Below are 26,243 nucleotides of genomic sequence, written 5' to 3'. Positions count from 1 at the left end.
TAATTGTGGCCGTAAGGAACAGTTGAATGGCAAACGAGGCCGTGGACGCTCCTGTAGAGAACGTCGACCACCTGCAACGCTCCAGTCGCGACGTCACCACCCTGCCATCGGTGCTGTCGAAATGGCTGTCCACCGTGATGCCGGACGGTGTCGCTCCCGAGATCACCGTGGAAAGCGGAGTCGACTCCAACGGCATGTCCTCGGAAACGATCATGCTGACCGGCCGCTGGGAAGAGGACGGCGAGGCGAAGGAGCAGAAGTGGGTGGCCCGCGTCGCCCCCACCCAAGACGATGTCCCGGTGTTCTCGTCCTACCGGCTTGATCACCAGTTCGAGGTGATGCGTCAGGTCAGCGAACTCACCGACGTGCCGGTCCCCAATGTGCGCTGGATCGACGCCACCGGCGAGGTGCTGGGCACTCCGTTCTTCCTGATGGATCGTGTCGACGGCCAGGTGCCGCCCGACGTCATGCCCTACACCTTCGGCGGCAACTGGTTCGCCGATGCTCCCGTCGAACGCCAGCGCGAGCTGCAGGACAGCACCGTGGAGGTGCTCGCCAAGCTTCACGCGATCCCCGACGCGGCTGAGCGGTTCGCGTACCTGTCCGAGGTCGACCCGCCGGGCGATACCCCACTGCACCGGCACTTCGGCTGGCTCAAGGACTGGTACGAGTTCTCGGTACCCGATATCGGCCGTTCACCGCTGGTGGAGCGGGCACTGAAATGGCTGGAAGACAACTTCCCCGCGGAGGTGGCGGCCTCGGAAACCGTGTTGACATGGGGTGATTCGCGTATCGGCAACGTGCTGTACGACGACTTCCGTCCCGCCGCGGTGCTCGACTGGGAGATGGCCACCCTCGGCCCTCGCGAACTCGATGTTTCGTGGATCATCTTTGCGCACATGGTGTTTCAGGAGCTGTCCGGCATGGCCGGGCTGCCGGGCCTGCCCGACGTGATGCGCGAGGAGGATGTCCGCGCCACCTACCGCGAGTTGACCGGGGCGGAACTCGGCGACCTGCGCTGGTTCTACATCTACTCCGGGGTCATCTGGTGCTGTGTGTTCATGCGCACCGGCGCCCGGCGCGTGCACTTCGGCGAGACCGAGAAGCCCGACGACGTCGAGACGATGTTCTACCACGCGCCGCTGCTGCGGCGTCTTCTTGAGGAGGCCTGATGCTCGGACCGATGGACGAATACCCGGTACATCAAGTCCCCCAGCCGATCGCCTGGCCGGGATCGTCGGACCGGAACTTCTACGACCGTTCGTATTTCAATGCCCACGACCGCACCGGCGACATCTTCGTCATCACCGGTCTCGGCTACTATCCGAACCTCGGCGTCAAGGACGCGTACTTCCTCGTACGACGTGGTAACGAGCAGACCGCGGTGCATCTGTCCGACGCGATCGATCAGGACCGGCTCAACCAGCACGTGATGGGCTACCGGGTCGAGGTCACCGAACCGCTGCGCAAGATCCGCATCGTGCTCGACGAGACCGAAGGTGTCGCTGCGGATCTCACCTGGGACGGCTTGTTCGATGTCGTGCAGGAACAGCCGCACCTCATGCGTCAAGGGAACCGAGTCACGCTCGACGCTCAGCGCTTCGCCCAATTAGGTTCCTGGAGCGGCTATCTGGAGATCGATGGCCAACGCATCGACGTCGATCCGGAAACCTGGATCGGTTCGCGCGACCGGTCCTGGGGCATCCGCCCGGTCGGTGAGGCCGAGCCCGCCGGACGTCCGGCGGACCCGCCGTTCGAGGGCATGTGGTGGCTGTACGTGCCGATGGCGTTCGACGACTTCTCGATCGTCTTCATCATCCAGGAGGATCCCAGCGGGTTCCGTTCGCTCAACGACTGCAGCCGGGTCTTCAAGGACGGCCGCGTCGAACAGCTCGGCTGGCCGCGGGTGAAGATCCACTACCGTTCCGGCACCCGGATCCCGACCGGGGCCACCATCGAGGCCACCGCTCCCGACGGCACCCCCGTCCGGTTCGACGTGGAATCCAAACTGCCCGTGCCGATTCACGTCGGTGGCGGCTACGGCGGCGACGTCGACTGGATCCACGGCGTGTGGAAGGGCGAGAAGTTCACCGAACGGCGGACCTACGACATGACCGATCCGGCGGTCGTCGGCCGGACCGCGTTCGGTGTGATCGACCACGTCGGCCGTGCCGTATGCACCGAAGGTAATGGTGCGCCGGTGGAAGGCTGGGGGCTGTTCGAACACGGCGCACTCGGCCGGCACGACCCCTCCGGCTTCGCCGACTGGCTCACTGTCGCCCCGTAGGTCACCCTTTCTTGCGCGAGCAGACGCGTATGTACCCGATTTCGCGAGTTTCCGGGTACATATGTGTCTGCTCGCCGGAAGAAGTTAGGCCGCCCAGAATAGCGCGGCCGCGCCGATCGCCTCGACCAGACAGTAGAACCAGTTGGGGTAGAACGACGTCCGCTCATCGAAGACGGCCGAGAGGGCGCGACCGACTGCCATCCCGGCCAGCGCGGCGCCGACGGTGATCAGGATCCCGGCGCGTACCTCCCCGGGCGCCATGGCCGCGTAGGCCAGCACCACGGCGATAGCGATACCGAAACCGCCATAGACACCACGGACTTCCGCGCGGGCCGCGGCCGTTCTGAGGTCGTAGTCGAATGGACGCAGAATCGTCTGCGGAGCCGCCAATGCGTAGACACCCATGCCGAGGAAGAACACCCCGACCACGACGATCACTGCGATGCCCACGGTAGCCTCCTGATCAGTTGTTCCGCTCAGCATGCAGACTGAACCCATGCCGCCGCTTCCACAAACCTGCTGCCCGACGGTGTGGCTGTGGCCTGGGCAGGCGCTCTACGCCGGACTGGGCCTCGGCCTCGAGCCGCATTCCGGATCGGTGTGGTGCCTGGCTGTCGGCGTCGGCGGACCGCTGACCGTGACGGTGCCAAACCACACGATCGTCGCGCACAGCGTGTTGATCCCGCCGCGGATCACCCATCACCTCTCGATGGAGGGTGCCTTGGTGTCTGGCTATCTCGATCCCAGTTCGCAGCGGAGCACATCGTGCCGGCAGCAGTTCACCGAGTTCCGTGACGGCATCGGTGTGGGCCATGCCGCCGAGACCAGACTGGCGGCGATGCCGGACGACGACGAGGCCGCGCGACGCTGGCTGGCCGTGGCCGCCCCGAATGCCCCTCATCGGATCGACCCCCGGATCGAATTGGTAGCCAAGCAGATTCGCGAGGATCCGGCGACAGCGGTACCGGCACGCGAGCTGGCGGCCGCCGCGGGCTTGTCCGAATCGCGGTTTCTGCATCTGTTCCGCCGCGAGGCCGGGACCAGCCTGCGGCGCTACCGGATGTGGAGCAGGCTCGTGCTGGCGGGGACTGCCGTGGCAGCCGGCCAGAATCTGACGCGGGCCGCAGCCGATTCCGGGTTCGCCAGCCCGTCGCACCTGGCGGACACCTTCAAGACCACGTTCGGGCTGCCGGCGACGCAGCTCCTGGCGACGGGTTTGCGCCTCCGCACGCCGTGACGAGCGTGCGGAAACCGCCGACGAAATGCGGTGTGGCGGGCAGCAGACACGCACGCTCGCGGTGCTTACGAAGCAGCAGTCTCCGCCCCCGTCTCCGCCGCCGCCACGGACTCGGCGGCGGGGGCGCGACCGAACACCATCGACTCGTCGATGCGGTCGAAACGGTGGTCGATGGCGTCCAGCACATAGTTGTGGCGTACGTGCCACGGCCGCTTGGTGCCCGAACGCGGCAGCGCGTGCTCTGAGCGCTGGATGTAGCCGGCCTCCAGGTCCCAGGTCCGCTTCTCCGGCATCGGCGCCGCACCCTTGTGCGGATAGGCATGGGTGTAACCATGAGCACCCATGTAGGCCAACAGGTTCGCGAACGCCCGCGCGGTCATGTCGGCCCGCAGCGTCCACGACGCGTTCGTGTAGCCGATGCACCACGCCAGGTTGGGGACGTCCTCGAGCAGGAACTCCTTGTAGACGAACCGTTCGGTCGGCTTGACCTCGTGGCCGTCGACCGCGAGCCTGATGCCGCCGAGAGCCTGCAGTTGCAGCCCGGTCGCCGTGACGATCACGTCGGCATCCACTCGCTCACCGGATTTCAGTACGATGCCCGCGGCGTCGACATGGTCGATGTGATCGGTGACGACGTCGACTTGGCCATGGCTGATGTGCTCGAACAGGTCTCGGTCGAGAACCAAGCACAAGCGCTGGTCCCACGGGTTGTACCGCGGCTTGAAGTGCACGTCGACGGGGTAACCCTCGGGTAGTGCGGCGATGGCCCGGTTGCGGATCAGCCACCGCCCGAACTTGGGTGCCTTCCGGAACACGAAGTACATCAGTACGTGGATCGCCGCATTGCGGAACCGCACCACCTGGTGAGAAACCCTGCGCGGAAGGATCTTCCGGATCCCCTGCACCATCGGGTCGATACGCGCCATCGACATCATGTAGGTCGGCGAGCGTTGCAACATCGTCACGTGAGAAGCGTGCTCGGCCAGCGCAGGCACCAGACTGATGGCCGTGGCGCCACTGCCGATCACCACGACGCGCTTGCCCGAGTAATCCAGCGACTCCGGCCAGAACTGCGGGTGCACCACGTCGCCGCCGAAGGTCTCGATACCGGGGAACTCCGGGGTGTAGGGCTCGTCGTAGTTGTAGTAGCCGGTGCCGCAGAACACGTACCGGCACCGATAGGTCCTGGCCTGACCGTCCTGCTCGGTCTGCACCGTCCAGGTGTCGGTGCCCGAATCCCAATCCGCCGACAGCACACGGGTGTTGAACCGGATGTTGCGGTCGATGCCGTGTTCCCGGGCGGTCTCGGTCAGGTAGTCGCGAATATCGCCGCCGTCGGCGACATTCTCCGGCCGGGTCCAGGGTTGGTAGGGGAAGCTCAGCGTGAAGATGTCACTGTCCGAACGGATCCCCGGATACCGGAACAGGTCCCAGGTGCCGCCGATTCGCTCCCGGCGTTCGAGCACGGTATACGTCAGTCCGGGGCTCTTCTCGTGCACACGATAGGCCGCGCCCAGCCCCGAGATTCCCGCCCCGATGATGAGTACGTCGGTGTACTCCGGATCCGCAGCACCCATGGCGAACCTCCTTTGGTCCCGCTCAGTACCACCCACCCTAAGCGTTCAGCTGCGCAGTGCGTCAACGATCTGGGCAAGCGAATCCACGGCGATCGGACCAGGCTGATACAGGCAGATCCGGTCCGACACCCCCGCCACTCGGTCCCGTATATGAGCGGCGATGTCGGCGGGGCTGCCGCAGGCCGCGATGGTGTGCAGCACGTCGTCGTCGATCAGCGAACCCATCTCCTGCCAGCGGCCCTGCTTGGACAGCGCATTGAGTTCGGGCTGCAAATCGCCCCACCCATGCACCTCCAGCACGGGCCGGTAGGCCGGGGTTGATCCGTAGAAGGCCAGCAGCCGTCGCGCCGCGTCGTGATCGTCCCCGGCCGACACGATGATCTCCGGGACGATGGCCAGGTCCGCCTCGTCACGTTCGGCCGCGGCGAGCCCTTCCCGCACCGCGGGCAGCGTGGCCTCGTGCAGGAACCGCTTCGACCCGAACGGCATGACCAGCAGGCCGTCGGCGAACTGCGCCGTGGCCCGGGTCAGCCGGGGGCCCAGCGCGCCGACATAGATCGGCGGCGGACCGTACGGGTTGTCCCGAGGGGTGAATGTGGGTGTCATCAGCGTGTGCCGGTAGTACTCGCCGCGAAACTCCAGACGCTCGCCGCTCTCCCAGGCCGCGAAGATCGCCCGCAACGCCGCGACGAACTCGGACATCCGGGCCACCGGCCGGTCGAACTCGGCGCCGAACCGCTTCTCGATCTGGGTGCGGATCTGGGTGCCGAGGCCCAGGGTAAACCGGCCACCGGACAGAATCTGGTGGTCGATGGCCTGATGTGCCAGGTGAATCGGGTTGCGGGGGAACGCAATTGCCACATTGGTCATCAGGTCGAGATCCCCGACCGTGCTGGCCAGCGTCAGCGGGGTGAAGACGTCGTGGGGCCCCTCGAAGGTGAACACCCCACTGGCCCCGGCCTCGCGCAGGGCCGCGGCCCGATCGATCGCGTCTCGCGGACCGAACAACGCTGTCATCACCTTCACGCGTGAGAGCCTAGACACGTGAGCATCCCAACGAGCACCGACGTCGTCGTTGTGGGCGCCGGCTTCGCCGGGCTTTCCGCCGCCCGCACCCTGGTCCGGCTCGGACACGACGTGGTGGTGCTGGAGGGACGCGACCGGGTGGGCGGACGCTCGTCGACCACCACGATCGCCGGGGTGCCCGTCGATCTGGGCGGCACGTTCGTCGGTCCCACCCAGGACGCGGTGCTGGCGCTGGCCGACGAGCTGGGGTGCCGCACGGTGCCCACCTACGACCGCGGCAAGAACCTGATCCGGTGGCACGGGCGGGTGCGGTCGTATCGCAGCACGATCCCGCGCCTGTCGATGATGGAGCTGTTCGACGTTTCCCGCATCCAGTGGCGCTTCGAACGACTCTGCCGGCTGATCCGGGTCAATGAGCCGTGGAAGAGTTCGAACGCCCAGAAACTCGATGAACTCACCCTGGAGCAGTGGCTGCGCTCGGCCGGCGCCAACGCCTCGACGCGCAACCTGATGGCGATCATGTCGAGGGTTACCTGGGGCGCCGAGCCCGACGAGGTGTCGATGCTGCACGCCGCCCGTTACGTCAAGGCCGCCGGCGGGCTGGACCGCATGCTTGACGTCCGCGGCGGCGCCCAGCAAGACCGGTTTCCCGGGGGCACCCAGCAGATCGCGCGCAAGATGGCCGAGGAACTCGGAGATCGGGTGGTGCTCAGCGCCCCGGTGGGCCGCATCGAGCGCCATGACGACGGCACGGTGGCGGTGACCTGTCCGTCCGGCGTGGTGCGGGCACGTGCGGTGATCGTGGCGATCCCGCCGCAGCACCGGACCGGGATCGAGTTCACCCCGGCGCTGCCCGAGCCGTATGCCGAACTAGCCGTGAACTGGCCGCAGGGCAACCTCAGCAAGGCTTACGCCGCCTATGACCGGCCGTTCTGGCGCACCAACGGCTGCTCGGGCGAAGCATTGTCCGATGAAGGGCCGGTGTTCATCACCTTCGACGTGAGCCCCGGGGGTGAGGACGGCCCAGGCATCCTGTTGGGGTTCACCGACGCCCGCACCTTCGACCGGCTGTCATCGACGGAGCGCCGCGAGCAGGCCCTGTCCGGGTTCGCCACCCTGTTCGGCGATGCGGCCCTGCAGCCGATCGATTACGTCGATCACTGTTGGAGCGCAGAACAATTCGCACCGGGCGGGCCTACGGCGGCGGTGCCGCCGGGTTCGTGGACGCAGTACGGCAAGTGGCTGCGGGAACCGGTGGACGCGATCCACTGGGCCGGCACCGAAACCGCGGATGAGTGGACCGGTTTCCTCGACGGGGCGGTCCGGTCCGGTCAGCGTGCGGCCGCCGAGGTGGCCGGCCGGCTTGCCGACTGAAGCGCAGGGTTCACGAACCTACCGCCCGGTGATCAGCACCGGTTTCACCACGTCAGCGGACTTGGCGGCGACCCAGGCCCGGTCGAAGTCGGCGAACGGGTAGCGGCTCACGAACTTGTCGATCGGAAGTTCGCCACGGCGGTGCAGATCGACCAAGCGCGGGATGAAGGTGTGCGGTTCGCTGTCGCCCTCCACCACCCCGCGCACGGTCAGGCCTTTGCCCATGATGAGCGCGACGGGCAGGTCGGCCGTCAATGCGCCGAGGCCCAGCAGAGCCAGCGTGCCGCGTTCGCGCAACACCCCGACCGCTGCGGCGAGGACATCGGGCCGTGCGGTGGTGTCGACCGCGGCGGCCACTCCCCCGGTCAGCTCCAGCACCGCTGCGGCGGCGTCGCAGCCGGTCGGGTCGATCGTCGCGGTGGCGCCCAATTCGGTTGCCAGCGTCCGTCGTTCGGCGATCGGGTCAACCGCGATGACGGTCCGGCAGCCCGCGATGCGGGCACCCATGACCGCCGAGAGCCCCACGGCGCCGGCACCGAACACCACGAGCGCATCCGCAGGTTGCGGCGCAAGCACATTGAGCACGGACCCCACCCCGGTCTGCACGCTGCAGCCCAGCGGCGCGGCGAGCGCGGGATCGATCGCCTCGGGCAGCACCACCGCATTGCGGCTGCCGGCGATCGCATAGGTACAGAAGCTGGACTGGCCGAAAAACCCGCCGCCGATGGGGGCACCGTCCGCGTACAGCGCACCTGACTCGTCGCGGTTGCCGCGCATGTTGAGATCGGTGGAACCCTCGCAGTAGGCCGAGGCGTCCGCCTGGCAGTTGGGACACCTGCCGCAGCTGGAGAAGGTGAGAACGACCTGGTCGCCGATCCGGGGTGCGGCGTCCGGCCCGGCCTGGACCACGGTGCCCGCGCCCTCGTGACCGAACACCATCGGCAGCTTGCGAAACCGCGCTGCCACACTCACATCGGTGTGGCAGATGCCGACCGCGTCGATGCGGACCAGTACTTCATCGCCGCGCGGTTCCCGAATCTGCACGTCGATCAGCTGTGGATCGGCTCCGGCGTCGAGCACCACCGCGGCGCGGGCATTGAGCATCCGGTGATGCTAAGCCACCAACTTGACACCTGTCACAATTGGCTGGCGACCCACCAGAAGGAGATACCGATGCGTGCAGCACAGATCACCCGGCTCGACGGTCCCGACACAGTGCAGGTGGCCGAGGTGGAGGAACCCTCCGGTGCCGATGAAGTCGTGATCGATGTCCACGCCGCCGGAGTCGCATTCCCGGACGCCCTGCTCACCCGCGGGCTCTACCAGTACAAGCCGGAGCTTCCGTTCACCCCGGGCGCCGAGGTCGCCGGCGTGGTCCGCAGCGCCCCCGACGGAGCTCACGTCAGCGCCGGTGACCGCGTGCTGGGCCTGACCATGCTCTCCGGCGGCATGGCCGAAGTCGTCGCCCTGCCCGCCGAGCGGGTGTTCGCGCTGCCGGACGCGGTGTCGTTCGAGGCCGGCGCCGGCATCCTGTTCAACGACCTGACAGTCCAGTTCGCCTTGCGCACCCGTGGCCGGTTGGCCAAGGGCGAGACCGTGCTGGTGCACGGGGCGGCGGGTGGCATCGGCACCTCGGCTCTGCGGCTGGCGCCGGCGCTGGGGGCCGCACGCACCATCGCGGTGGTGTCCACCCAGGAGAAGGCCGAGATCGCCCGGGCCGCGGGAGCATCGGATGTGGTGCTGGCCGACGGGTTCCGTGATGCGGTAAAGGAACTCACCGACGGCCGCGGTGTGGATATCGTCGTCGACCCGGTCGGCGGTGACCGCTTCACCGACTCACTGCGATCGCTGACGGTGGGCGGACGGTTGTTGGTCATCGGGTTCACCGGCGGCGAGATCCCCACCGTCAAGGTCAATCGCCTGCTGCTCAACAACGTCGACGTGGTCGGCGCGGGCTGGGGCGCCTGGACGTTCTCCCATCCCGGCTACCTGCAGGAGCAGTGGGCTGAATTGCAGCCCCTGCTCGCTTCTGGCGCGGTGCCCGCACCGCAACCCGAGGTGTATCCGCTCGAGCAGGCCGCTCAGGCCATCGCGTCGCTGGAAAACCGCAGCGCCAAGGGCAAGGTGGTGCTGAAGCTTCGCTGATCGGTGCAGTGACGGAATAAAGGCGCGGCGGCCGATGTTCTCGGGTGCGTGACTGAGCATGCCGAACTGAGCCCGACCGACTGGGTACGCGACCAGACCCAACGCATCCTGGAACAAGGCACCACCGACGGCGTCGAGGTGCTCGACCGCCCCATCGTGCTGTTCACGACGACCGGCGCCAAGTCCGGCAAGAAGCGCTACGTACCGCTGATGCGCGTGGAAGAGAACGGCCGCTACGCGATGGTGGCCTCCAAGGGCGGCGCCCCGGAGCACCCGTCGTGGTACTTCAACGTGAAGGCCAACCCTGCCGTGACGGTGCAGGACGGTGACAAGACCGCATCGCTGACTGCTCGCGAAATCTCCGGCGACGAGCGCGAGCACTGGTGGAAGCTGGCCGTCGAGGCCTACCCGCCGTACGCCGAGTACCAGACCAAGACCGACCGACAGATTCCGGTCTTCATCGTCGAATAACGGCTACCACCAACCGAGGGCGTCGGACATCTGCCGCGCCAACTCGGTGGCGAGAGTGCGCACGTAGACCGCCGACAGGTGGTGGACATCGTGGTAGACCAGCACGTTGCCCTCGACGGCGCGGCAGATCGTCGGCCGGCACACCGCGTCGCTGAGGTCGAGGACCTTCATCAGCGGATAGTCGGCCAGGTGGTCGAGGGTGGGATTGCGCTGGGCCAGGGCTTCGTCGCGCGGCACCCCGCAAGACTCGGCGTCACCGCCCTTGGATAGACAGTCGACCGGTGAGAAGAACCACCCGTCACGGATCATCCACGGCGTGTCCCGCATACCGATCATCGGAATTCCATTGGCGGACAACTCATCCCAGATCCCCAAGTAGTAATCGGGCACGTAGTCGCCCGGGCCGTTGAGAATCGGGCGCGTCGAGGTGAAGAACACGTAGTCCGGCCGGTCGGCGATGATCTGCGCCAAGGCGTTGTCCGACCACGTCCGACAGGACGGGTATTTGTCGAAGGACCCGGCGATGATCGGCACAAGTTTGGTGGTCAGCGGACAGCCGAACTTCAGGTAGGTGGTCACCTTGAAGCCGTGTTGACGTCCGATCTGATGAAGCGCGGTCAGCCAGTGCTCGGAGTGCGACCCGCCGGCCAACGCAATCGTGTGGGCGCCCTTGGGATCTCCGTAGACGCACGTGACGACCTCATCACCGGTGAATCCGGTGACGCAATGGTCGATCGACGACGGCGGAATGTCGTCATCGGCCTCCAGCGCGCTCGGGCGCATCGGCAGCTTTGCCACTCGGTGATTCCCGATGAGCGCCTGCGCGCCCGGATAGTCACGAATCGAGAGCATGCCCAGTTCCGCGCCGCTGGCCCGGGCCAAGGCCACATGTCCCTGCCACATGAGTGACATCGCCACGAGCGTCACCGCGACCAACACCACGACCGCACCCGACACCATCCGCAGGCCGGCCCCACGACGCCACGGCAGCTGAGCCCACCGCGCGGTGAGTACCGCCAGCAGCACCGTGACCAGCATGACCGCGATGCCGTCGGCCGGACCGACGGCATCGTCGTTGATGGTCGCCAACCAGAAGATCAACAACGGCCAGTGCCAGAGGTACAGCGGATAGGCGATCGCACCGACCGCGACCAACGGAGCGCTGCGCAAGAATTCGTTCGTCTTCGACGACGTCTCCGCGACGCCGCTGACAATGATCAGCAGCGTCGCTGCCACCGGAATCAACGTCCAGACGCCCGGGGACTGCACGGTCCGATCGGTGAGCACACCGCACACCAGGATTGCCGCCAACCCGGCTGCCGTCGCACCGGCCCGCAACCAGCCGCGCCACCGGATCCGGCCCACCGGGCCGGCCACGACGGCCGCCGCCATCACCCCCGCCAACAACTCCCAGCCCCGAGCGGCGGTGCTGTAGTAGCCGAGCATCGGGCTGTCCGACTGCGTGGTGAGCGCGTAGTAGAGCGACGCCGCCATCGCGATACCGGACACAGCCACCAGAATCGGGCGTCGCGCGGTACCACCGCGACGCAACGTCAGCACGATGACCGCAGCGGCCAGCACGACGAACGCGAGCGCGAACTGGCCCAGCACCGAGACCGCCCACAGGTGGTGCAGCGGCGTCACCGCCTCACCGGCCTGCACATAGTCGTTCGCCGACTGGAGCAACTGCCAATTCTGGTAAAAGCCCAGGCCTGCCAGGGTCTGCTCGGCGAATGACTCCCATCGGGTCTGCGGCTGGATGAGCACGGTCAGCACCGCGGACACGACCAGCACGAGAACCAACGGCGGCACCACCCAACGCGCCACCCGGCCCGCCTCGGCGGCCAAGGCGGAGGGGCTCGCGGCACCGATTCCGCGTAGAACGCGACTGCCGACGAAGAAGCCGGACAGGACCAGCAGGACATCCACCCCGCCAGATGCCCATCCGAGCCAGAAATGGCAGACGACCACCATCACGATGGCCACACCGCTCAATCCGATCAGGTCATCACGAACCTGCCGCGTGGCAACAGGAACGCGAACCGGATCGTCAACAATCACCTGCACGCTGAACTTTCCCTGGGCTGTCTTCGCCGGTCACTGACGACGAGAACACCCTGGGGCACGCCGTTCGCCGCACCGAGCATAGGCCACCGGAAAGGTGGTCAAGGTGGGCGGCCGGGCAGTCCAGGAGGCCCTGTCGGACATCTGGCGCTCGTCAGCTGTACGGAACGGCCATAGGCATATGTGCTCGGCAAATCTAGCCTTGAGTCATGACCGCCACTGCCGCACCGGCCGCCAAGAAGTCCACCTACCGGCCGTTGGAGCTGTTCGACACCGACCGGCTGCTCGATCACGACGAACGCGAGATCGCGGCGACGGTTCGCAAATTTGTCGATACCCGGCTGAAGCCCAACGTCGGGGAATGGTTCGAATCGGCCACCCTGCCCAGGGAACTGGCCAAGGAGTTCGGCAAGCTCGGCGTACTCGGCATGCACCTGCACGGTTACGGCTGCGCGGGCACCAATGCCGTCAGCTATGGCCTGGCCTGCATTGAACTGGAAGCCGGGGACAGCGGGTTCCGCAGCTTCGTCTCCGTCCAGGGCTCGCTGTCGATGTTCTCGATCTATCGTTACGGCTCGGAGGAACAGAAGAACGAATGGCTGCCCCGGCTGGCCGCCGGTGACGCGATCGGCTGCTTCGGCCTCACCGAGCCCGACTTCGGTTCCAACCCCGCCGGCATGCGCACCCGAGGGCGCCGCGACGGCTCCGACTGGGTGCTCAACGGCACCAAGATGTGGATCACCAACGGCAACCTCGCCGACGTGGCCACGGTGTGGGCGCAGACCGATGACGGTATCCGCGGCTTCCTGGTACCCACCGACACACCGGGCTTCACCGCCAACGAGATTCATCGGAAGCTCTCCCTGCGGGCCTCGGTGACCTCCGAGCTCGTGCTGGACAACGTCCGACTGCCCGCCTCGGCGCAACTGCCGCTGGCCGAGGGACTGTCCGCCCCGCTGTCGTGCCTCAACGAAGCCCGGTTCGGCATCGTGTTCGGCTCCCTCGGCGCGGCCCGCGACAGCCTGGAGACCGCGATCGACTACGCCGGCTCGCGCGAGGTGTTCGACAAGCCGCTGACCAGCTATCAACTCACCCAGGAAAAGCTGGCCAACATGACCATCGAGCTCGGCAAGGGGATGCTGCTGGCGATCCACCTGGGCCGCATCAAGGACGCCGAAGGCGTCCGCCCCGAGCAGGTCAGCCTGGGCAAACTCAACAACGTCCGCGAAGCACTGGCCATCGCCCGGGAATGCCGAACCCTGTTGGGCGGCAGCGGAATCACCCTCGAATACTCACCGCTGCGCCACGCCAACAACCTGGAATCCGTCCTCACCTACGAGGGCACCTCCGAGATGCATCTGCTCGCCATCGGCAAGGCGCTGACCGGGCAGTCAGCCTTCCGCTGACGACCGCCGCCGACGGTGTCGCGGGCGCGCCCTTGCGACAGTCACCGGCATCACCTCGGCACCCGACTGTGACAGCGCACACCTCTCCGCAGCGAAACGGGTTGAGCTGTAGCGAAACTCACACTCTAAGAATTGCTTTTAGACAGCCGCTGCGAGGACCATGGGAGATGTCCATTTCACTCGGGCGATCCCTGAGGGGTGGACGTCAACAAACAACGAGTACCCGTGATCCGGGGCACTTTCGAGGAGTGAGAAGAATGTCCTTCGCACAGTTTCGCGCAAACCAGAAGCGCGCCAACATGCGTCGCCGCCTCTACGCGCGGATCAACGAACTGCCGAACTCATCGGTTCGCGAAGAGCTGATCGCAGTCGTGCAGCGGCACGAGCTTCAGGATGCAGATCACTGAGACGACGATTCCCCTGTACAGAGCCGGTGGCCCCAAGGCCTCCGGCTCTGTTGTTTTCACCGGTAGATCTTGACCCGGCCGGCCGGTCAGCCTCGGCCGAAGTAGGGCATGGACCGCGCCATCACCGTCAGCGACGGGACCGACACCTCCAGGGGTAGATCGACCAGGTGCGCGACGGCGCGGGCCACATGCTCGACGTCGAAAGTCGGCTCAGCCGCGAGACTTCCATCGGCCTGCAGAGTCTGGTGGCCGAATCCTGCGGTCATGTCGGTGGCAGCATTACCGATGTCGATCTGGGTGATGCAGATGTCGATATCGCGCAGGTCCAACAGCATTGACGCGGTCAGCCCGCTCATCGCGTGTTTGGTGACGGTATAGGCCAGGCTTTTGGGGCGGGGCCGGTGCGCCGAGATCGATCCGTTGTTGATGATTCGCCCACCCCTGGGCAATTGGGCGGCCATGACGCGGGCGGCTTCCCGCGCGCAGAACACCGCGCCGTCGACATTCGTGCGCCACGTGGCGTGCCACTGCTCGTCGTCGAGGTCGGTGATCGACGCCGACGGTCCGAACACGCCGGCATTGTTGAACAACACATCCACCCGGCCGAACGTCGACACCGCATCGGCGAACAGCGCCTGCACCGAGACTGAATCCGTGACGTCAGTGGGGACGACGCGGGCATTCGGGTTCCCGCCGCCGACCTCGGCCAGTGGTTCGGCGCGACGGCCCGCCAGCACCACGCGGTGGCCGGCATCCAGCAGGACCCGCGCCGTCGCACGGCCTATGCCACTGCCCGCGCCGGTGATGATCACCACTTTCTGCACGGGTTCGATTGTGCCCGACCTAGTGCGTCGGCGTACCGCCGGCCGGGCTCGGGCGCGGCGCGGTGAAAAGCGACCCGATGACGGCCAGCACGCTGATCACCGCGGCGGCCGTGAAAGCCGCATGCACACCAGGCAGATCCGGGGCCCCACCCGAGTGGGACGCCTTGGTCATCACCGTCACGAACAACGCGGTTCCCGCCGCGCCACCCACCTGCTGCAGCGTCGTCAGGATGGCACTGCCATGCGAATAGAACCGGTCAGGCAGGACTCCGAGTGCGTCAGTCATCAACGGGGTGAACATCATCGACAAGCCCAGCATCATGATCGACTGCAGGACAACCAGTTCCCACACCGGCGACGCCGCCGAAAGCCGCGTGAAACCCCACAGCGACACGCTCAACATCACGGATCCAGGTACGACCAGCGGCCGGGCGCCGTGACGGTCATAGGCCCGCCCGACCAGCGGGCCTGCCAACCCCATCAACAGCCCGCCCGGCAGAGTCGCCAACCCGGCGACCAACGCACTCTGCTTCAGCACGTCCTGCACATACAGCGGCACCATGATGATGGCGCCGAACAGACCCATGAAGCCCAGGACCACCAGGCACAGCGATACCGAGAACCGCCGATAGGTGAACGGCCGTAGATCCAGGAATGCACGGTCACGTCGCTGCAACTGAATCTGCCGCGCACCGAACGCCACCATCGCCACCGCACCGATCGCCATCGGCGCCCACGCGGGTACCGACTGCTGAGTGTGAGCGGACTCCCCCATGAGCGAGAGCCCGAACACCAAGCCTGCGAACGCAATCGCCGACAGCGGTACCGAGACGGGATCGATCGGGGTCGGATCCTCCCGCTCATCGTCGACGCGCAGCCATGCCAGACCGGCGCCGAGCGCCGCCAAGGCGATCGGCAGCACGATCCAGAACATCCAGCGCCAGTCGAGTGAGCCGAGGATGAAGCCCGACAACGTCGGGCCGATCGCCGGAGCGACCGCGATGACGATCGAGATGGTCCCCATCATCTGCCCACGCCGGTCGGCGGGGATCAACATCATGACCGTCGTCATCAGCAGCGGCATCATGACGGCGGTGCCACAGGCCTGCACGATCCGTCCGGCCATGAGAACCGCGAACCCCGGCGCGAGTGCGGCCACCAACGTGCCGGCGCAGAACAACGACATCGAGGCCAGGTAGATGCCGCGCACCGGGTAGCGCTGCAACAGCGATCCGGACATCGGGATGACCACGGCCATGGTCAGCAGGAAGCCACTGGTCAGCCATTGCGCCGTACTCGCCGAAATGTCCAGATCGACGATCAGGGCCGGCAGCGCGACGCTCATGATCGTCTCGTTGAGGATCATCACGAACGCCGAGCCGACCAGCAGCGCGATGATGACGTTGGCGCTCGACTGGGCACGCGGATGCGTCGCGATCTCCCCCGTGCTCGGGCCCGTCGTCATTGCCACTCCCCTGTCTCCCCCGAGCCTGGTCTGCGCAGCCACCCAGGGTAAGTGGGGCACCCCCGCTGAGGGAAACCAGTTTTCCCGTAAATGATGACGACCCGCCCGCTGCGGGGCTGTTCTGACGCTAAAGTCCGTGCCGAACCCGCACTGAAGGCGGTCGATGGCGGAGCCGGTTGCGCGCCAAAAAACGGCGAAGGTGGATCGATGACCACGAGCGAGGACCCGAAGGGCACGAGTACGGTGCCGGAGGCCGAGCCCAGGCGCAGTGGCGTCATGCAGTCCCTCACCGCACTGTGCGTCCGGTACGTCGAACGCCTGATGCCCGACCCGTATCTGTTCGCGGTCATCCTCACCCTCATCGTCGCCGGCCTGGTCGCCCTCTTGGTGAAAGGCGCCTCACCCAGCGGCATGCTCCAGGCGTGGTACGGCGGTGTCTGGGGATCGCAGAACATCTTCACGTTCGCCTTCCAGATGGTCCTGATCCTCGTGACCGGCTACACGCTGGCCGAAGCGCCGGTCCTCAAGCGGGCCATCGTCCACATCGCCGGCAAGCCACGCAACCAAATCCAGGGCGCCCTGCTCTGTTTCGGTGTGAGTGCTGTCCTGTCTCTGCTGAACTGGGGACTCGGGCTGGTTGCCGGTGCGTTGGTCGCCCGCCAGGTCGCGAAGCGCTTCACCGACGCGCATTTCGGCTACCTGATCGCGGCCGCGTTCATGGGCTTCATCGTCTGGACACAGGGACTGTCATCGTCGATCGCGCTGGCGAACACCGATCCCAGCAGCCCGATCAACGTGATTCACAAGATCACTGACATCAGCGTGCCGCTCAGCCTGACGATCTTCCAGCCCTACAGCTGGCTGTCGGTGATCGTCGTGCTGTGCCTGCTCGCGCTCGCGATCTGGCGCATGGAGCCCGCGCAGAGCCTTGCCCCCGATCCCGCGGTGTTCGAAGACGAGGAGAAGACGGAAGCACCGGCGGAGGGCAAGCGAACGTTCGCCGAATGGCTGGAGGACCTCTGGATCCTCAATGTCCTCGTATTCGCCGCGGGCATGGCCTATTTCGTCCTCAGCGACTTCGCGCTGAACATCTCGTCGATGATCATGTTGTTCACGATCACGAGTGCCTTGCTGCACCGCACGCCGATCCGGTTCATCCGGGCATTCACCGGCGCCGCCAAGGTGTCCGGTCCGCTGCTCCTGCAATATCCGCTCTACGGCGGTCTGGTCGGCTTGCTGGGTTATCACGCGAGCGAGGGGGCCAAGCCGCTGCAGACGCTACTGGCCGAGGCGGTCGTGAGCGGTGCGACGCAACATACGCTGCCGTTCTTGACCTTCATCGGCTCGTTGATCATCAGCCTGTTCGTGCCCTCGGGCGGTGGGCACTGGGCAGTACAGGGCCCGATCGCGGTGGACTCGGCGCTGGCGATCGGTCAGGGCTCGCCGGCGTATCTGGGGTTGATCTCCATGGCGGTCGCCGTCGGCGAGGGGGTCGCGAACATGATCCAGCCGTTCTGGTTACTGCCCCTGCTGGCGATCGCGAAACTCAATGTCCGTCAGGTGATGGGCTTTACCGTCGTCGCGTTCTTGATCGGAGTCTTGGTGTTGGGTGCCACCACGCTCATCGCGCCCCACGTGATTTGACGCGGTCGCCACTGCACCCGGCTAGGGTCGAAAAATGAGTGAGTCAACGGTGATACGCAGGTTGGCGTCGGTGCTGGCCGTCACCTCGGTGATCAGCACCGCGACGGCCTGCAATCCAAGCGGTCCGGGTGGCCCAGGAACCTCCGCCGACCCGGTGCCATCGACCACCACGAGCGCGTCAGGAACCGCAAACGCGGCACCGTTCAAGGGTTTCATCGAACCCGTCAAGGGCACTGAAGGAACCGTCACCTATCAGGTGGATCTCCCGCAGCTGCGCGGCGGAAACACCGCGGTGCGTGACAGATTCAACACCGGGATGCGCGCGGCCCTCGGCGACTGCCTCAAGCCCAGCGAGGGCAACGCCCCGGTCACGATCGCGCCCGCGGTCCTTGGTGAGGACGACCGTAGCGAGGTGTCCCACATCGGCACCGGCGCGGTGGCCGGCGTGCTCCTTGTCAACATCTTCGTCGACCACGCAGCGCATCCCTTCAACGCGGTGTCGACGACGGTGATCAACGCGCGCACCGCCGAGCCGATCATGATCACCGACCTGTTCACCGACCAGACCGCCGGTCTGTCCGCCCTTGTCGACGGCATCAAAGCCGAGATCGCCGGAGACGAGAAGCTGGCCAACCAGGCCGCGCCAGAGCCGGTCGCCGATCAGCTTGCCAACTGGGTGCCCGACGACGACGGCCTTGTCATCTACCTTCCGGTGGCACACGTGCTCGGCGACTACTACCCGGTCACAGTGGACTGGGACGCGATCGCCGGAGTGCTCGCGCCGGGAATGCGGGAGACATTGACGATGTAGCGGGTCGTGCCACTTGATAGAGAATGGCCCCCGGAGATCATCTCCGAGGGCCATTCTCACTGGTAGCGGGGACAGGATTCGAACCTGCGACCTCTGGGTTATGAGCCCAGCGAGCTACCGAGCTGCTCCACCCCGCGTTGCAAATACAAGATTACCGGGGTCTTAACCAGAGCTCCAAATCGAGTGCTCAGAGGCGGTTTTCGGCCCGAAAACCGCCGAAGGTCAGCCCACGAAACGGACCACATGACCGCACCGGAACACCCCGGCCGGATCATGCCGTTCGGCCAGCGCCGCCAGCCAGTGCCGGGTGTCCTCGTCGTAGACCCGGACGGCCCGCCCCGCGTCATCAGAGGGAGCAAAATTGGCGATCTGGCCGCCGGTCGACCATTGCGACAGCGCCACGATGAGCGCGCCGGCCTGCGGGACCACGGCATCGGCGGTCGGCGGAGCCAAGACCCCGATGGTGCTCACCGCAAACGCCGCGTCGCGATGGCAGAACGCGCTGCGATGGCGTCCCTCACGCGCCAAGGCGCCCCCGAGCATCCGGAGTTCGACGACCGCCTGCACCGAACCCGATTCCGGTCCGGCCGCGCTCAACAGCACCTCGACCGTCTCAGGAGTCAATTCCCGCAACAACGTGTGGTGTTCGTAGGTCGGCATCGGATCGACCGGATCGGCGTGCACCGCCCCGATTGCCGCGTACGGCAAGACCGAGACGGTGTCGAGCACCGGGGTCGCGACCGCACGCATCGGCGCCAGTAGCCGTTCGGCCCTGGCGAAGTCGCCGGCGGGACCGTCTGCGCTCCTCACATGCGCGGCGGCATACCGCACCGCCACCGTGAACCGTCCGGCCAACGGCTCGGGAACTCCGGGCAGCGACGGCAACTGTTGCAGAGCAATAGATGTCGAGACGGACTCGGGAAGGTCTGCACACCACCTGGCCCACTCCCGCAGCACCACTGCGGCGTCTGCACCGTCGAAAAACACTGCACCGCCGTAGAACTCAGGAATCGGCAGCAGCTCGATCTCGACGGCGGTGACGATGCCCAATGTCGACTTGCCGCCACGCAAACCCCAGAACAACTCGGCGTTCTCCTCCGGCGAGGCACGCAGGAACTCCCCCATCCCGGTGACCAGTTCGAAGGACCGGACATAGTCCGAAGACAAGCCGACGGTGCGCACCAACGGTCCGATCCCACCGCCGGTGAGGAAACCCACCACGCCGACTCCCGGCGCGGATCCGCAGACTCCGGCCAGGCTGTGCGGGGTCGCCGCATCGAGCACGTGCTGCCAGGTGGCTCCGGCCGCCACCCGCGCGGTGCGGGTCACCGGGTCCACGATGCAACCGGTCATGCCAGAGGTCAGCACAAGGATCGTGTCGGGGGCGACGGCCGTGGCGCCGTGACCGGTGGCCTGAACGGCCACCCGGAATCCGCGAGCGGAGGCGAACCGCACGGTGTTGGCGATGTCGTAGGCCGAGGTCGCCAACACCACTGCGGCGGGCTCCACGGTGGCCGCCAAATTCCACGGGGTCGCCCGCTCATAGCCGGCCTCGCCCGGCAACGCGACGGGCGCGGCGACGTGGGCACGGAGGCCCTCCAGCGCGTCGTCCAAGCCGTCGTGCGGAAGTTCGGTCAGGGTCATCGGGGTCCTCTCAGAAATGCATCCCAGTCATCCGGGCGAAATGTCGGCGCCCAGCATCACCGCAACCGCTTGGCGTTCACTTGGCTGGCAGCTCAAGAACGCGAGAAGCCCCCGGTCACGCGAGCGTCAGCGCGCGGGCCGCCAGTCCGACCATGCCCAGCGCCTCAGCCTCGGCAGCCAGCCTGCGCGCTGTCTCACGCCGCGCCGAGCCGTGCCCGTCGAGTTCGGGGTCGAGTTGACACCGCAACAGCGCACACCACAGCTGAGTGGGCTTGGCCCCGGTGCGGTCCGCGATGTCCTCGGCCCGGGCCAGATCGACCAGCGCCCGCCGGTGATCGCCCCGTAGCGCGTGCAGTCGGGCGGTCGCCAGCGCCACCGGCCCCGCGTGCCCTACCTGCCCGATCATCGCGACGCGGTCCCTGAACGGTTCCAGCGCCGCCAGCAGGTCGCCCGCATACTCGTCCAACCCGTAGTCGACAGCCAGGTGCGCCATCCAGGCAGCCTGCCCCAGACCGGTCCACACTTGTCCACGGCCCGCGTCCGCACGCCAATCATCGAGCCGGGCAACCGCATCGGCAGGTGAACCCTCGACGGCGGTGAGCAGCGCGGTGTGCACCAGCGCCTCCATCCCCCGCCCGCCGGAACCATCGTCAAACTGTGCGAAGGTAAGGCCCGCCCCGACTGGCCCACCGGTCTCCCGCAGCAGGGTCACCTCGGCCAGCAGACCGCTTCCGGCCCCGTAGAGTTCGGTCTGCTCGTGCACGCGCGCCGCGATCGCATGGTGACGGCCCGCCTCGGCGAAGTCACCTCGCCAGATCGCCAACACCGATTCCATCCAGCGCAATTGGGCGCGCAGCACGGGAAGCTGGAGTTCCTCGCTGCCCGCCATTCCGGCGCGCAGGTGCCGCTCGGTCAGGTCGATGTCACCGAGATTCATCGCCGCCATCGTCGCGACCGAGTGGGCGATCACCGTGTCTTCACGGGATCTGCTGTGGTGCAAAGAATTCAGGCGATCGATCCAGTCGAACGTCGCGGCGCTGAACTCGGCGACACCCGAGTAGCCGATGAGGCGGGCCATCAAAGTATCGGCGATGACGTCGGGATCGCCCGTGCTCTCGGCCAACTGGTCGGCCCGGTCGAGATGCCCGGCGACAACCGCGGGATCCGGGTGGTAGCAGCGGCCCACTGCCAATGCTGCCAGGACCCGCGCCTCGGCCGCCGGATACGCCGTCGACATTGCCGCCGCCTTCTCCAACAAGGCCAGCAACGGACCCGGGTCATGCCCCGGAGCCAGCCACGGCCAACCCCCGCTGGCGCGCAGGAGCGCACTGGCCACCCGCCCGGCAGTGTCGGCCCGCTCAGTGCGCAGCGCTTCGGCCAGATTCCGCTTGACCGCATCGAGTACCAGACGCCCCCGGCCCGCACGCGAATGCGCGTCGAGCATGGCCACCGTCAACTCGTCGCGGTCGGCGTCATTGCGCGCCGACGCCGGTAACCGGTCGTAGGCGTCGAGCGCCGCCTGCCACCACCGCGCGGCGATATCCGAACTCCACCTCTGGGTAGCCTGCTCGGCGGCCAACCGGCAGGCAGCAACCACCGCTTGCGGATCGGCCAACGGTTGAGCGGCCACCAGATGCTGGGCCCGCCTGGTCACCGCTTCCTCGGAGGCGCTGTCCGCCAACGCCTCCGCCACCTGCAGGTGCAGACGTTGACGCCGCAGCGCCGGCAGGCCGGAAACCAGGTGCTCACGCAACAGTCCATGGGCGAACGCATATCCGTCACCGGCATGCGCACTCACCACGATCCGTTCATCGGCCGCCGCATCGAGACGGTCGGCGAGACTGTCGAAGTCCAGGCCCGCCACCCGCGCCAGCACAGCCAACGCATCAGCGTCGATGGTGTCTCCCACCACCGCGGCAATCCGCATCACGCTCACGACCTCGGGCGCCAGCCCGGCGAGCCGGCGTTCCAACACCGATTTCACCGCGAGCGGTATCTCGTCGCGCTCCGCGCGGGGTAACCGGGCGTACTCGGAAACGAAGAACGGGTTTCCACCGGTACGTTCGGCCAGCACCCCGGCCTCGGTATCGTCGACCACATCATCGGCGATCTGATTGGCCAGGACCGCAACATCTTTGGAAGACAGAGCGGGGATGCTCAGATGACGATTGCCCTCACCGCGAGCCACCGCCGCCAGCAGCCGCGCAACATCAGTGATGTGTTCACCGTCGCGGACCGTGAGAACTACCGCGACCGGGTGGCCCCACAACGCACCGGCGATATAGGCCAGACAGGCTGCCGACGCCGAATCCGCCCACTGCACATCATCGATCACGACCATGAGCGGCCGGCGCGCCGACTCCAACAACATCTGCACCCGCTCGTAGACGCCGAACCGCGCGGTATCCGGATCGGCATCGACGGGCACCTCCAGCGCCTCGTCAGGGTCACCGCCCAAACCGCGAACCAGCTGCCGCATGGGCCACCACGGCGGAGTGGTCTGCTCGTCGGGACAGGACACCCAGACGGCCTCGCCACCGAGACGGTCATCGATCTCTTCGGCCAGGCGGGTCTTGCCGATCCCCGGCGGTCCGGAAAGGACGAGCCAGCGGGTCTGTCCCGCCCGCACCTCGGCGAGAAGGTCTGCGGCGGCATTTAATTCGCGATCACGTCCGACGGGGACCGAGCGTTCACGGTCCGGTGCGGCAGCCTGGGCCGCAAACGTCCCTGGGATGTGCACCTCACCGGCCCCGGTCCACTCGGGCGACCGGGGCCAGGCTGCGAGCTCCGGGGCCTGGCGCAGGATCGAGGTCTGCAGTTCGCGTAAGTCGGCGCCCGGCGTCAGACCCAATTCCTCATCGAGCTGCCGGGCGTAGCGGGCATAGATCTCCAGCGCCTCCGACGCCCGCCCCGACCGGTATTGCGCAAGCATGTGCAGCCACGCACCGCGATCCGAAAGTGGTTCGGCTGAGCGCAGTTCCGATATCACAGTCAGTGCTGCCGGGACCCGTTCGAGCGCCAACAGGGCTGTGATCCGATGATCCAGGCATGCGCTGCGCATCTCCCGCACCCGCGCGGCATCCTTGGTGATCCAATCCTGGTCCCCCAGGTCCTCGAGAAGGTCTCCCCGCCACAGCAACAGCGCGTCATCGGCGGCGCTCAGCGCATCGGACCAGTGCGACTCCTCCACCGCCGCCGCGGCCCGGGCGCAGCCGTCTGAGAACACCGCGACGTCGACCGAATCGGCAGGCACGTCCAGGTAGTACCCCGGCGGTTGACGCACGATCGGCGACGCCACGGGGGAACCTTCCCGCAGGATGCGGCGCAAATGGGAGATGTAGACCTGCAGGCTCGCGGTGGCACTGGACGGAGGATCCTCGCCCCAGACCCCGCTGATCAGCCGGTCAACCGAGACGACCCGCCCCTGCCCCAGCAACAACATCGCCAGCACGGCCCGCTGCTTGGGTGCACCGATCTCGACGGTCACATCGCCACGCACCACCTGCAGTGGCCCCAGCAAACGAAAGTGCACCGACGCAGCATAATTGTCGGTACCGCAACCCGGGGAGCAGATACTGCTCACTTCTTTTGCGGCGTGCACACCCCTTCGAACTCCTTGCCTTCCTTCTCCGCCACACCCGCGGCGTCGAGCCAACCGACGCCATCGAAGAAGAAGGTGTCGGCCGGGTGACTGTTCGATCCGGCGACGACCTCGGCCGTCCGAGCGGTCGCGGGGTACCCCCCGGGCGTGGACTGCACATTGAGAAACAAATATTCCTCTGTGCGCCAATCGAAGTCAGGCGGCGGCGCTTCCGTCACGGTCAGACCCGGATAGGGACCACCGACGGTGAACCGGTCGAGAGTCGCCGTACCGGAGGTATCGGTCAACACGAGCTTCGGGCCAAATCCAAACCCGACCTCCACCGACCGCACCCCGACGCAGCCCGGCGGTACCCAGATCTCCAGCTTGCCATCGGTGACCCGCGCACCGAACGCCGGCCGCATCGGGGCGGCGAACGGCGCATCCGACCATCGGCGGTCCTCGGTCCGGCAAGCGGTGAGCCCCGCCGTCACCAGCAGCGTCAACAGCACGGCCAGGCACGACCTCCTCACGAGTAACCCCCATCGGACAAGCCGGCATCGCGTTCCAGCGGGTTGATGCCGGTCTTCTGTTCGATGAGCGCGCCAAGCCCGTAATCCCGTGCCATCCAGGCGAATCCCTTCTGGGCCCACTGTTCGGAATGGCGCTCCTCGTGGTGCAACAAGCGATCGAGGTCGAGCCTGCCCTGGACCGGCGTACCGTCGTCGCGCTGGGACCAGCTGGACCCTGATTCGATGATCTCACTCAACTGCGCTGCCGGATCCTTCGATCCGTCGATGTTGACCACGAACAGGTCGCCGTACGTCGTCCCGCCGTGGACGCCGATCTTGTCCATCACCGGCCCGCCCAACCCCATCAGCATGCCGTTGGGTGTCGTCGCCAACGATCCCCCACCGCCCTTGTCGAAAATCTGGTCATAACTCCAGGAGTTCGCGTTCTGTCGGTCGATGATGCGCTGCACCTCGGAAGCCGAGTAGGGCGTTTCCTCGAAATCGTTCTGAACGTCATCGGCGGTACCCAGCACCCCGTCGTTGCCGGCCTCGGCGGCGTCGTAGTCGGTACCGGCGTTGAAGATGTAGGTCATCACCACCGCCTTCTTCGCGTCCTCCTTGCTGGTACCGGGCGGCAGGATGAAGAACGACTTGCCGTCCTTGTCCTTGACTTCCTGCAGTCCGTTGAGCACGTCGAACGACTGCGGGGTGACGTTCTGCGCGCGGGCGATGTCCACCATGGTCTGCGGATCAACCCCGTGCTTGGACGCATTCTCCAGCCACTGCGCGTATTTCGAACCCGGTACCACCGGCCCGGCGAGGAGCCCGGCATCACGCAATGCCTTCTCGTAGTCACTGACCGGCGGATGCTCACCGGCGTCGGGCAGCTCGGCCGTCCCGGTGAAGTCGATCCGTTCGGCCGCCTCGTCGTCGCCGCGCTCATAACGGTCGGCGGCCACCCGAAGCTTCTGTGCATACGCCGTCACATCGCCGCCCAGCAGCCTGGCCTGCTCGGTCAGGGCGGATCCGACCGTCCCGCACGCCGTCCCGACCGCCAGCGAGGGCATCGCCCCGGCGACGCCGGAGATGACCGGACCTGCGCGATTGCCGCTGACATCGTGGCCCGCGGTGTCGAAGGCGGACGCCGTCTCCCGCATTGTCTGTTCATCGACCTCGAGAGTTGCGCTGCTCATGTCACGCAGCCCATATCCCGAGACTTCACTTCACGAGCCCCTTGTTGATCCGGTCTATCTTGTTGGCCGTCGACTTGTCCGCCGCGTCGAATTCGGACAGCGCAGTCTGAATGGCCGTCTGCAGCGCCAGGCGTCGCATCCCCCACTTCAGCGCCAGCACGGGAAGGCTCGCTACCAGAAGCTTCAGCCGCCACCCCAGCGCGACGCGGCCGTCGTCGGAGATGTCGAACAGGTCGGCCTCCGGACTCGACACCAGATCCGACACCCGGGTGCGGATGCCACCGAGTTCGGCACCACCGGAGGACATCGCGGTATGCAGCGACTTGAGCCTGTCGCGGTAGAGCTCCTGATCGCCGAACATCTCGTTGGCGTGGCCCTGTGCGGTGTCGGACGCGGTGCCCCGCCAGTCCGAGGCCAACCTGGTCAACTGCATGCGTTCGCGGGCGATCCGACTGTCGAGGTCAGACGCCGCCGAAGCCACCTCACCGGCGGCTGACACCAGTTGCTCGGGATGGCTGGCCAGCACCTGCGAGATCGTCACCGACACCAGCGACTCCTCATCCGCCCCCCATCCAC

At 66.7% G+C, this 26,243-nt stretch carries 22 protein-coding genes and 1 tRNA gene; 10 read left to right on the top strand and 13 right to left on the bottom strand.

Annotated elements, in window-relative coordinates:
- Positions 1 to 26 precede the first annotated feature (26 nt).
- Positions 27 to 1,172, top strand: a complete 1,146-nt coding sequence (locus HBE63_RS05165) for a phosphotransferase family protein (RefSeq protein WP_166903793.1) — start codon at positions 27 to 29, stop codon at positions 1,170 to 1,172.
- The gene (locus HBE63_RS05160) at positions 1,172 to 2,287 is read left to right on the top strand and encodes a hypothetical protein (RefSeq protein ID WP_166903792.1); all 1,116 of its coding nucleotides are present in this window, start codon (positions 1,172 to 1,174) and stop codon (positions 2,285 to 2,287) included. Before HBE63_RS05165 ends, HBE63_RS05160 begins: the two co-directional genes overlap by 1 nt.
- Positions 2,288 to 2,371: 84 nt before the next feature.
- Here the strand turns inward: HBE63_RS05160 and HBE63_RS05155 are convergent, their stop codons facing one another.
- Positions 2,372 to 2,770, bottom strand: coding sequence for a DUF4345 domain-containing protein (locus HBE63_RS05155; protein WP_208301307.1), 399 nt, complete (start codon positions 2,768 to 2,770; stop codon positions 2,372 to 2,374).
- 13 nt (positions 2,771 to 2,783) lie between these two features.
- Here HBE63_RS05155 and HBE63_RS05150 point away from each other — a divergent pair, with 13 nt between their 5' ends.
- Positions 2,784 to 3,524, top strand: a complete 741-nt coding sequence (locus HBE63_RS05150) for an AraC family transcriptional regulator (protein ID WP_243858518.1) — start codon at positions 2,784 to 2,786, stop codon at positions 3,522 to 3,524.
- Positions 3,525 to 3,589: 65 nt separating this feature from the next.
- Here the strand turns inward: HBE63_RS05150 and HBE63_RS05145 are convergent, their stop codons facing one another.
- The gene (locus HBE63_RS05145; RefSeq protein ID WP_166903790.1) at positions 3,590 to 5,101 is read right to left on the bottom strand and encodes an NAD(P)/FAD-dependent oxidoreductase; all 1,512 of its coding nucleotides are present in this window, start codon (positions 5,099 to 5,101) and stop codon (positions 3,590 to 3,592) included.
- A gap of 45 nt (positions 5,102 to 5,146) precedes the next feature.
- Positions 5,147 to 6,118, bottom strand: a complete 972-nt coding sequence (locus tag HBE63_RS05140; RefSeq protein ID WP_166909406.1) for a TIGR03617 family F420-dependent LLM class oxidoreductase — start codon at positions 6,116 to 6,118, stop codon at positions 5,147 to 5,149.
- Between the two features lie 27 nt (positions 6,119 to 6,145).
- Here HBE63_RS05140 and HBE63_RS05135 point away from each other — a divergent pair, with 27 nt between their 5' ends.
- Entirely contained in the window at positions 6,146 to 7,501 is a 1,356-nt protein-coding gene (locus tag HBE63_RS05135) for a flavin monoamine oxidase family protein (RefSeq protein ID WP_166903789.1), read from the top strand.
- A gap of 18 nt (positions 7,502 to 7,519) precedes the next feature.
- Here the strand turns inward: HBE63_RS05135 and HBE63_RS05130 are convergent, their stop codons facing one another.
- Entirely contained in the window at positions 7,520 to 8,605 is a 1,086-nt protein-coding gene (locus HBE63_RS05130) for an NAD(P)-dependent alcohol dehydrogenase (RefSeq protein WP_166903788.1), read from the bottom strand.
- A 69-nt stretch (positions 8,606 to 8,674) separates the two neighbouring features.
- Here HBE63_RS05130 and HBE63_RS05125 point away from each other — a divergent pair, with 69 nt between their 5' ends.
- The gene (locus tag HBE63_RS05125; protein ID WP_166903787.1) at positions 8,675 to 9,646 is read left to right on the top strand and encodes an NADPH:quinone oxidoreductase family protein; all 972 of its coding nucleotides are present in this window, start codon (positions 8,675 to 8,677) and stop codon (positions 9,644 to 9,646) included.
- A gap of 48 nt (positions 9,647 to 9,694) precedes the next feature.
- Positions 9,695 to 10,117 (top strand): nitroreductase family deazaflavin-dependent oxidoreductase, encoded by a 423-nt coding sequence (locus HBE63_RS05120; RefSeq protein WP_166903786.1) that lies wholly within the window; start codon positions 9,695 to 9,697, stop codon positions 10,115 to 10,117.
- A 3-nt stretch (positions 10,118 to 10,120) separates the two neighbouring features.
- Here HBE63_RS05120 and HBE63_RS05115 read toward each other — a convergent pair whose 3' ends face one another.
- A complete protein-coding gene (locus tag HBE63_RS05115) occupies positions 10,121 to 12,184 on the bottom strand; it encodes an acyltransferase family protein (RefSeq protein WP_166903785.1) in 2,064 nt (687 codons plus the stop codon).
- A gap of 206 nt (positions 12,185 to 12,390) precedes the next feature.
- On the opposite strand from HBE63_RS05115, the gene HBE63_RS05110 reads away from it, so the two are divergent.
- Both HBE63_RS05110 and HBE63_RS05105 read left to right on the top strand, forming a co-directional pair.
- Positions 12,391 to 13,587 (top strand): acyl-CoA dehydrogenase family protein, encoded by a 1,197-nt coding sequence (locus HBE63_RS05110; RefSeq protein WP_166903784.1) that lies wholly within the window; start codon positions 12,391 to 12,393, stop codon positions 13,585 to 13,587.
- Between the two features lie 257 nt (positions 13,588 to 13,844).
- Entirely contained in the window at positions 13,845 to 13,994 is a 150-nt protein-coding gene (locus HBE63_RS05105; RefSeq protein ID WP_088304596.1) for a hypothetical protein, read from the top strand.
- A gap of 86 nt (positions 13,995 to 14,080) precedes the next feature.
- Here HBE63_RS05105 and HBE63_RS05100 read toward each other — a convergent pair whose 3' ends face one another.
- Positions 14,081 to 14,827: an SDR family oxidoreductase gene (locus tag HBE63_RS05100; RefSeq protein ID WP_166909404.1), complete on the bottom strand. Its 747-nt coding sequence runs from the start codon at positions 14,825 to 14,827 to the stop codon at positions 14,081 to 14,083.
- 10 nt (positions 14,828 to 14,837) lie between these two features.
- Positions 14,838 to 16,283 (bottom strand): DHA2 family efflux MFS transporter permease subunit, encoded by a 1,446-nt coding sequence (locus HBE63_RS05095; protein ID WP_166903783.1) that lies wholly within the window; start codon positions 16,281 to 16,283, stop codon positions 14,838 to 14,840.
- 276 nt (positions 16,284 to 16,559) lie between these two features.
- On the opposite strand from HBE63_RS05095, the gene HBE63_RS05090 reads away from it, so the two are divergent.
- Positions 16,560 to 17,927: a TIGR00366 family protein gene (locus HBE63_RS05090; protein ID WP_166909402.1), complete on the top strand. Its 1,368-nt coding sequence runs from the start codon at positions 16,560 to 16,562 to the stop codon at positions 17,925 to 17,927.
- 34 nt (positions 17,928 to 17,961) lie between these two features.
- Positions 17,962 to 18,738: an RsiV family protein gene (locus HBE63_RS05085; protein WP_166903782.1), complete on the top strand. Its 777-nt coding sequence runs from the start codon at positions 17,962 to 17,964 to the stop codon at positions 18,736 to 18,738.
- Between the two features lie 60 nt (positions 18,739 to 18,798).
- Here the strand turns inward: HBE63_RS05085 and HBE63_RS05080 are convergent.
- From HBE63_RS05080 to HBE63_RS05055, 6 genes are all read right to left on the bottom strand, one after another.
- Positions 18,799 to 18,875 (bottom strand) — tRNA-Met (locus HBE63_RS05080).
- 85 nt (positions 18,876 to 18,960) lie between these two features.
- On the bottom strand, positions 18,961 to 20,382 hold the full coding sequence (locus HBE63_RS05075) for an FAD-binding oxidoreductase (RefSeq protein ID WP_166903781.1): 1,422 nt from the start codon (positions 20,380 to 20,382) through the stop codon (positions 18,961 to 18,963).
- Positions 20,383 to 20,497: 115 nt separating this feature from the next.
- Positions 20,498 to 23,914 carry a BTAD domain-containing putative transcriptional regulator gene (locus HBE63_RS05070; protein WP_243858515.1) on the bottom strand — a complete coding sequence of 1,139 codons (3,417 nt, stop codon included), beginning with the start codon at positions 23,912 to 23,914 and terminating at the stop codon, positions 20,498 to 20,500.
- Positions 23,915 to 23,961: 47 nt separating this feature from the next.
- Positions 23,962 to 24,495 (bottom strand): hypothetical protein, encoded by a 534-nt coding sequence (locus HBE63_RS05065; protein WP_166903780.1) that lies wholly within the window; start codon positions 24,493 to 24,495, stop codon positions 23,962 to 23,964.
- Positions 24,492 to 25,667: a type VII secretion target gene (locus tag HBE63_RS05060; protein WP_166903779.1), complete on the bottom strand. Its 1,176-nt coding sequence runs from the start codon at positions 25,665 to 25,667 to the stop codon at positions 24,492 to 24,494. The genes HBE63_RS05065 and HBE63_RS05060 overlap by 4 nt, the downstream gene beginning before the upstream one ends.
- A 25-nt stretch (positions 25,668 to 25,692) precedes the next feature.
- On the bottom strand, positions 25,693 to 26,214 hold the full coding sequence (locus HBE63_RS05055) for a WXG100 family type VII secretion target (protein ID WP_166903778.1): 522 nt from the start codon (positions 26,212 to 26,214) through the stop codon (positions 25,693 to 25,695).
- Positions 26,215 to 26,243 lie beyond the last annotated feature (29 nt).

The sequence above is a fragment of the Mycobacterium sp. DL440 genome, assembly GCF_011745145.1.
GTDB lineage: Bacteria > Actinomycetota > Actinomycetes > Mycobacteriales > Mycobacteriaceae > Mycobacterium.
Note: the sequence above shows the minus strand (reverse complement) of the source record. Positions and strands in the feature narration are given on the sequence as shown.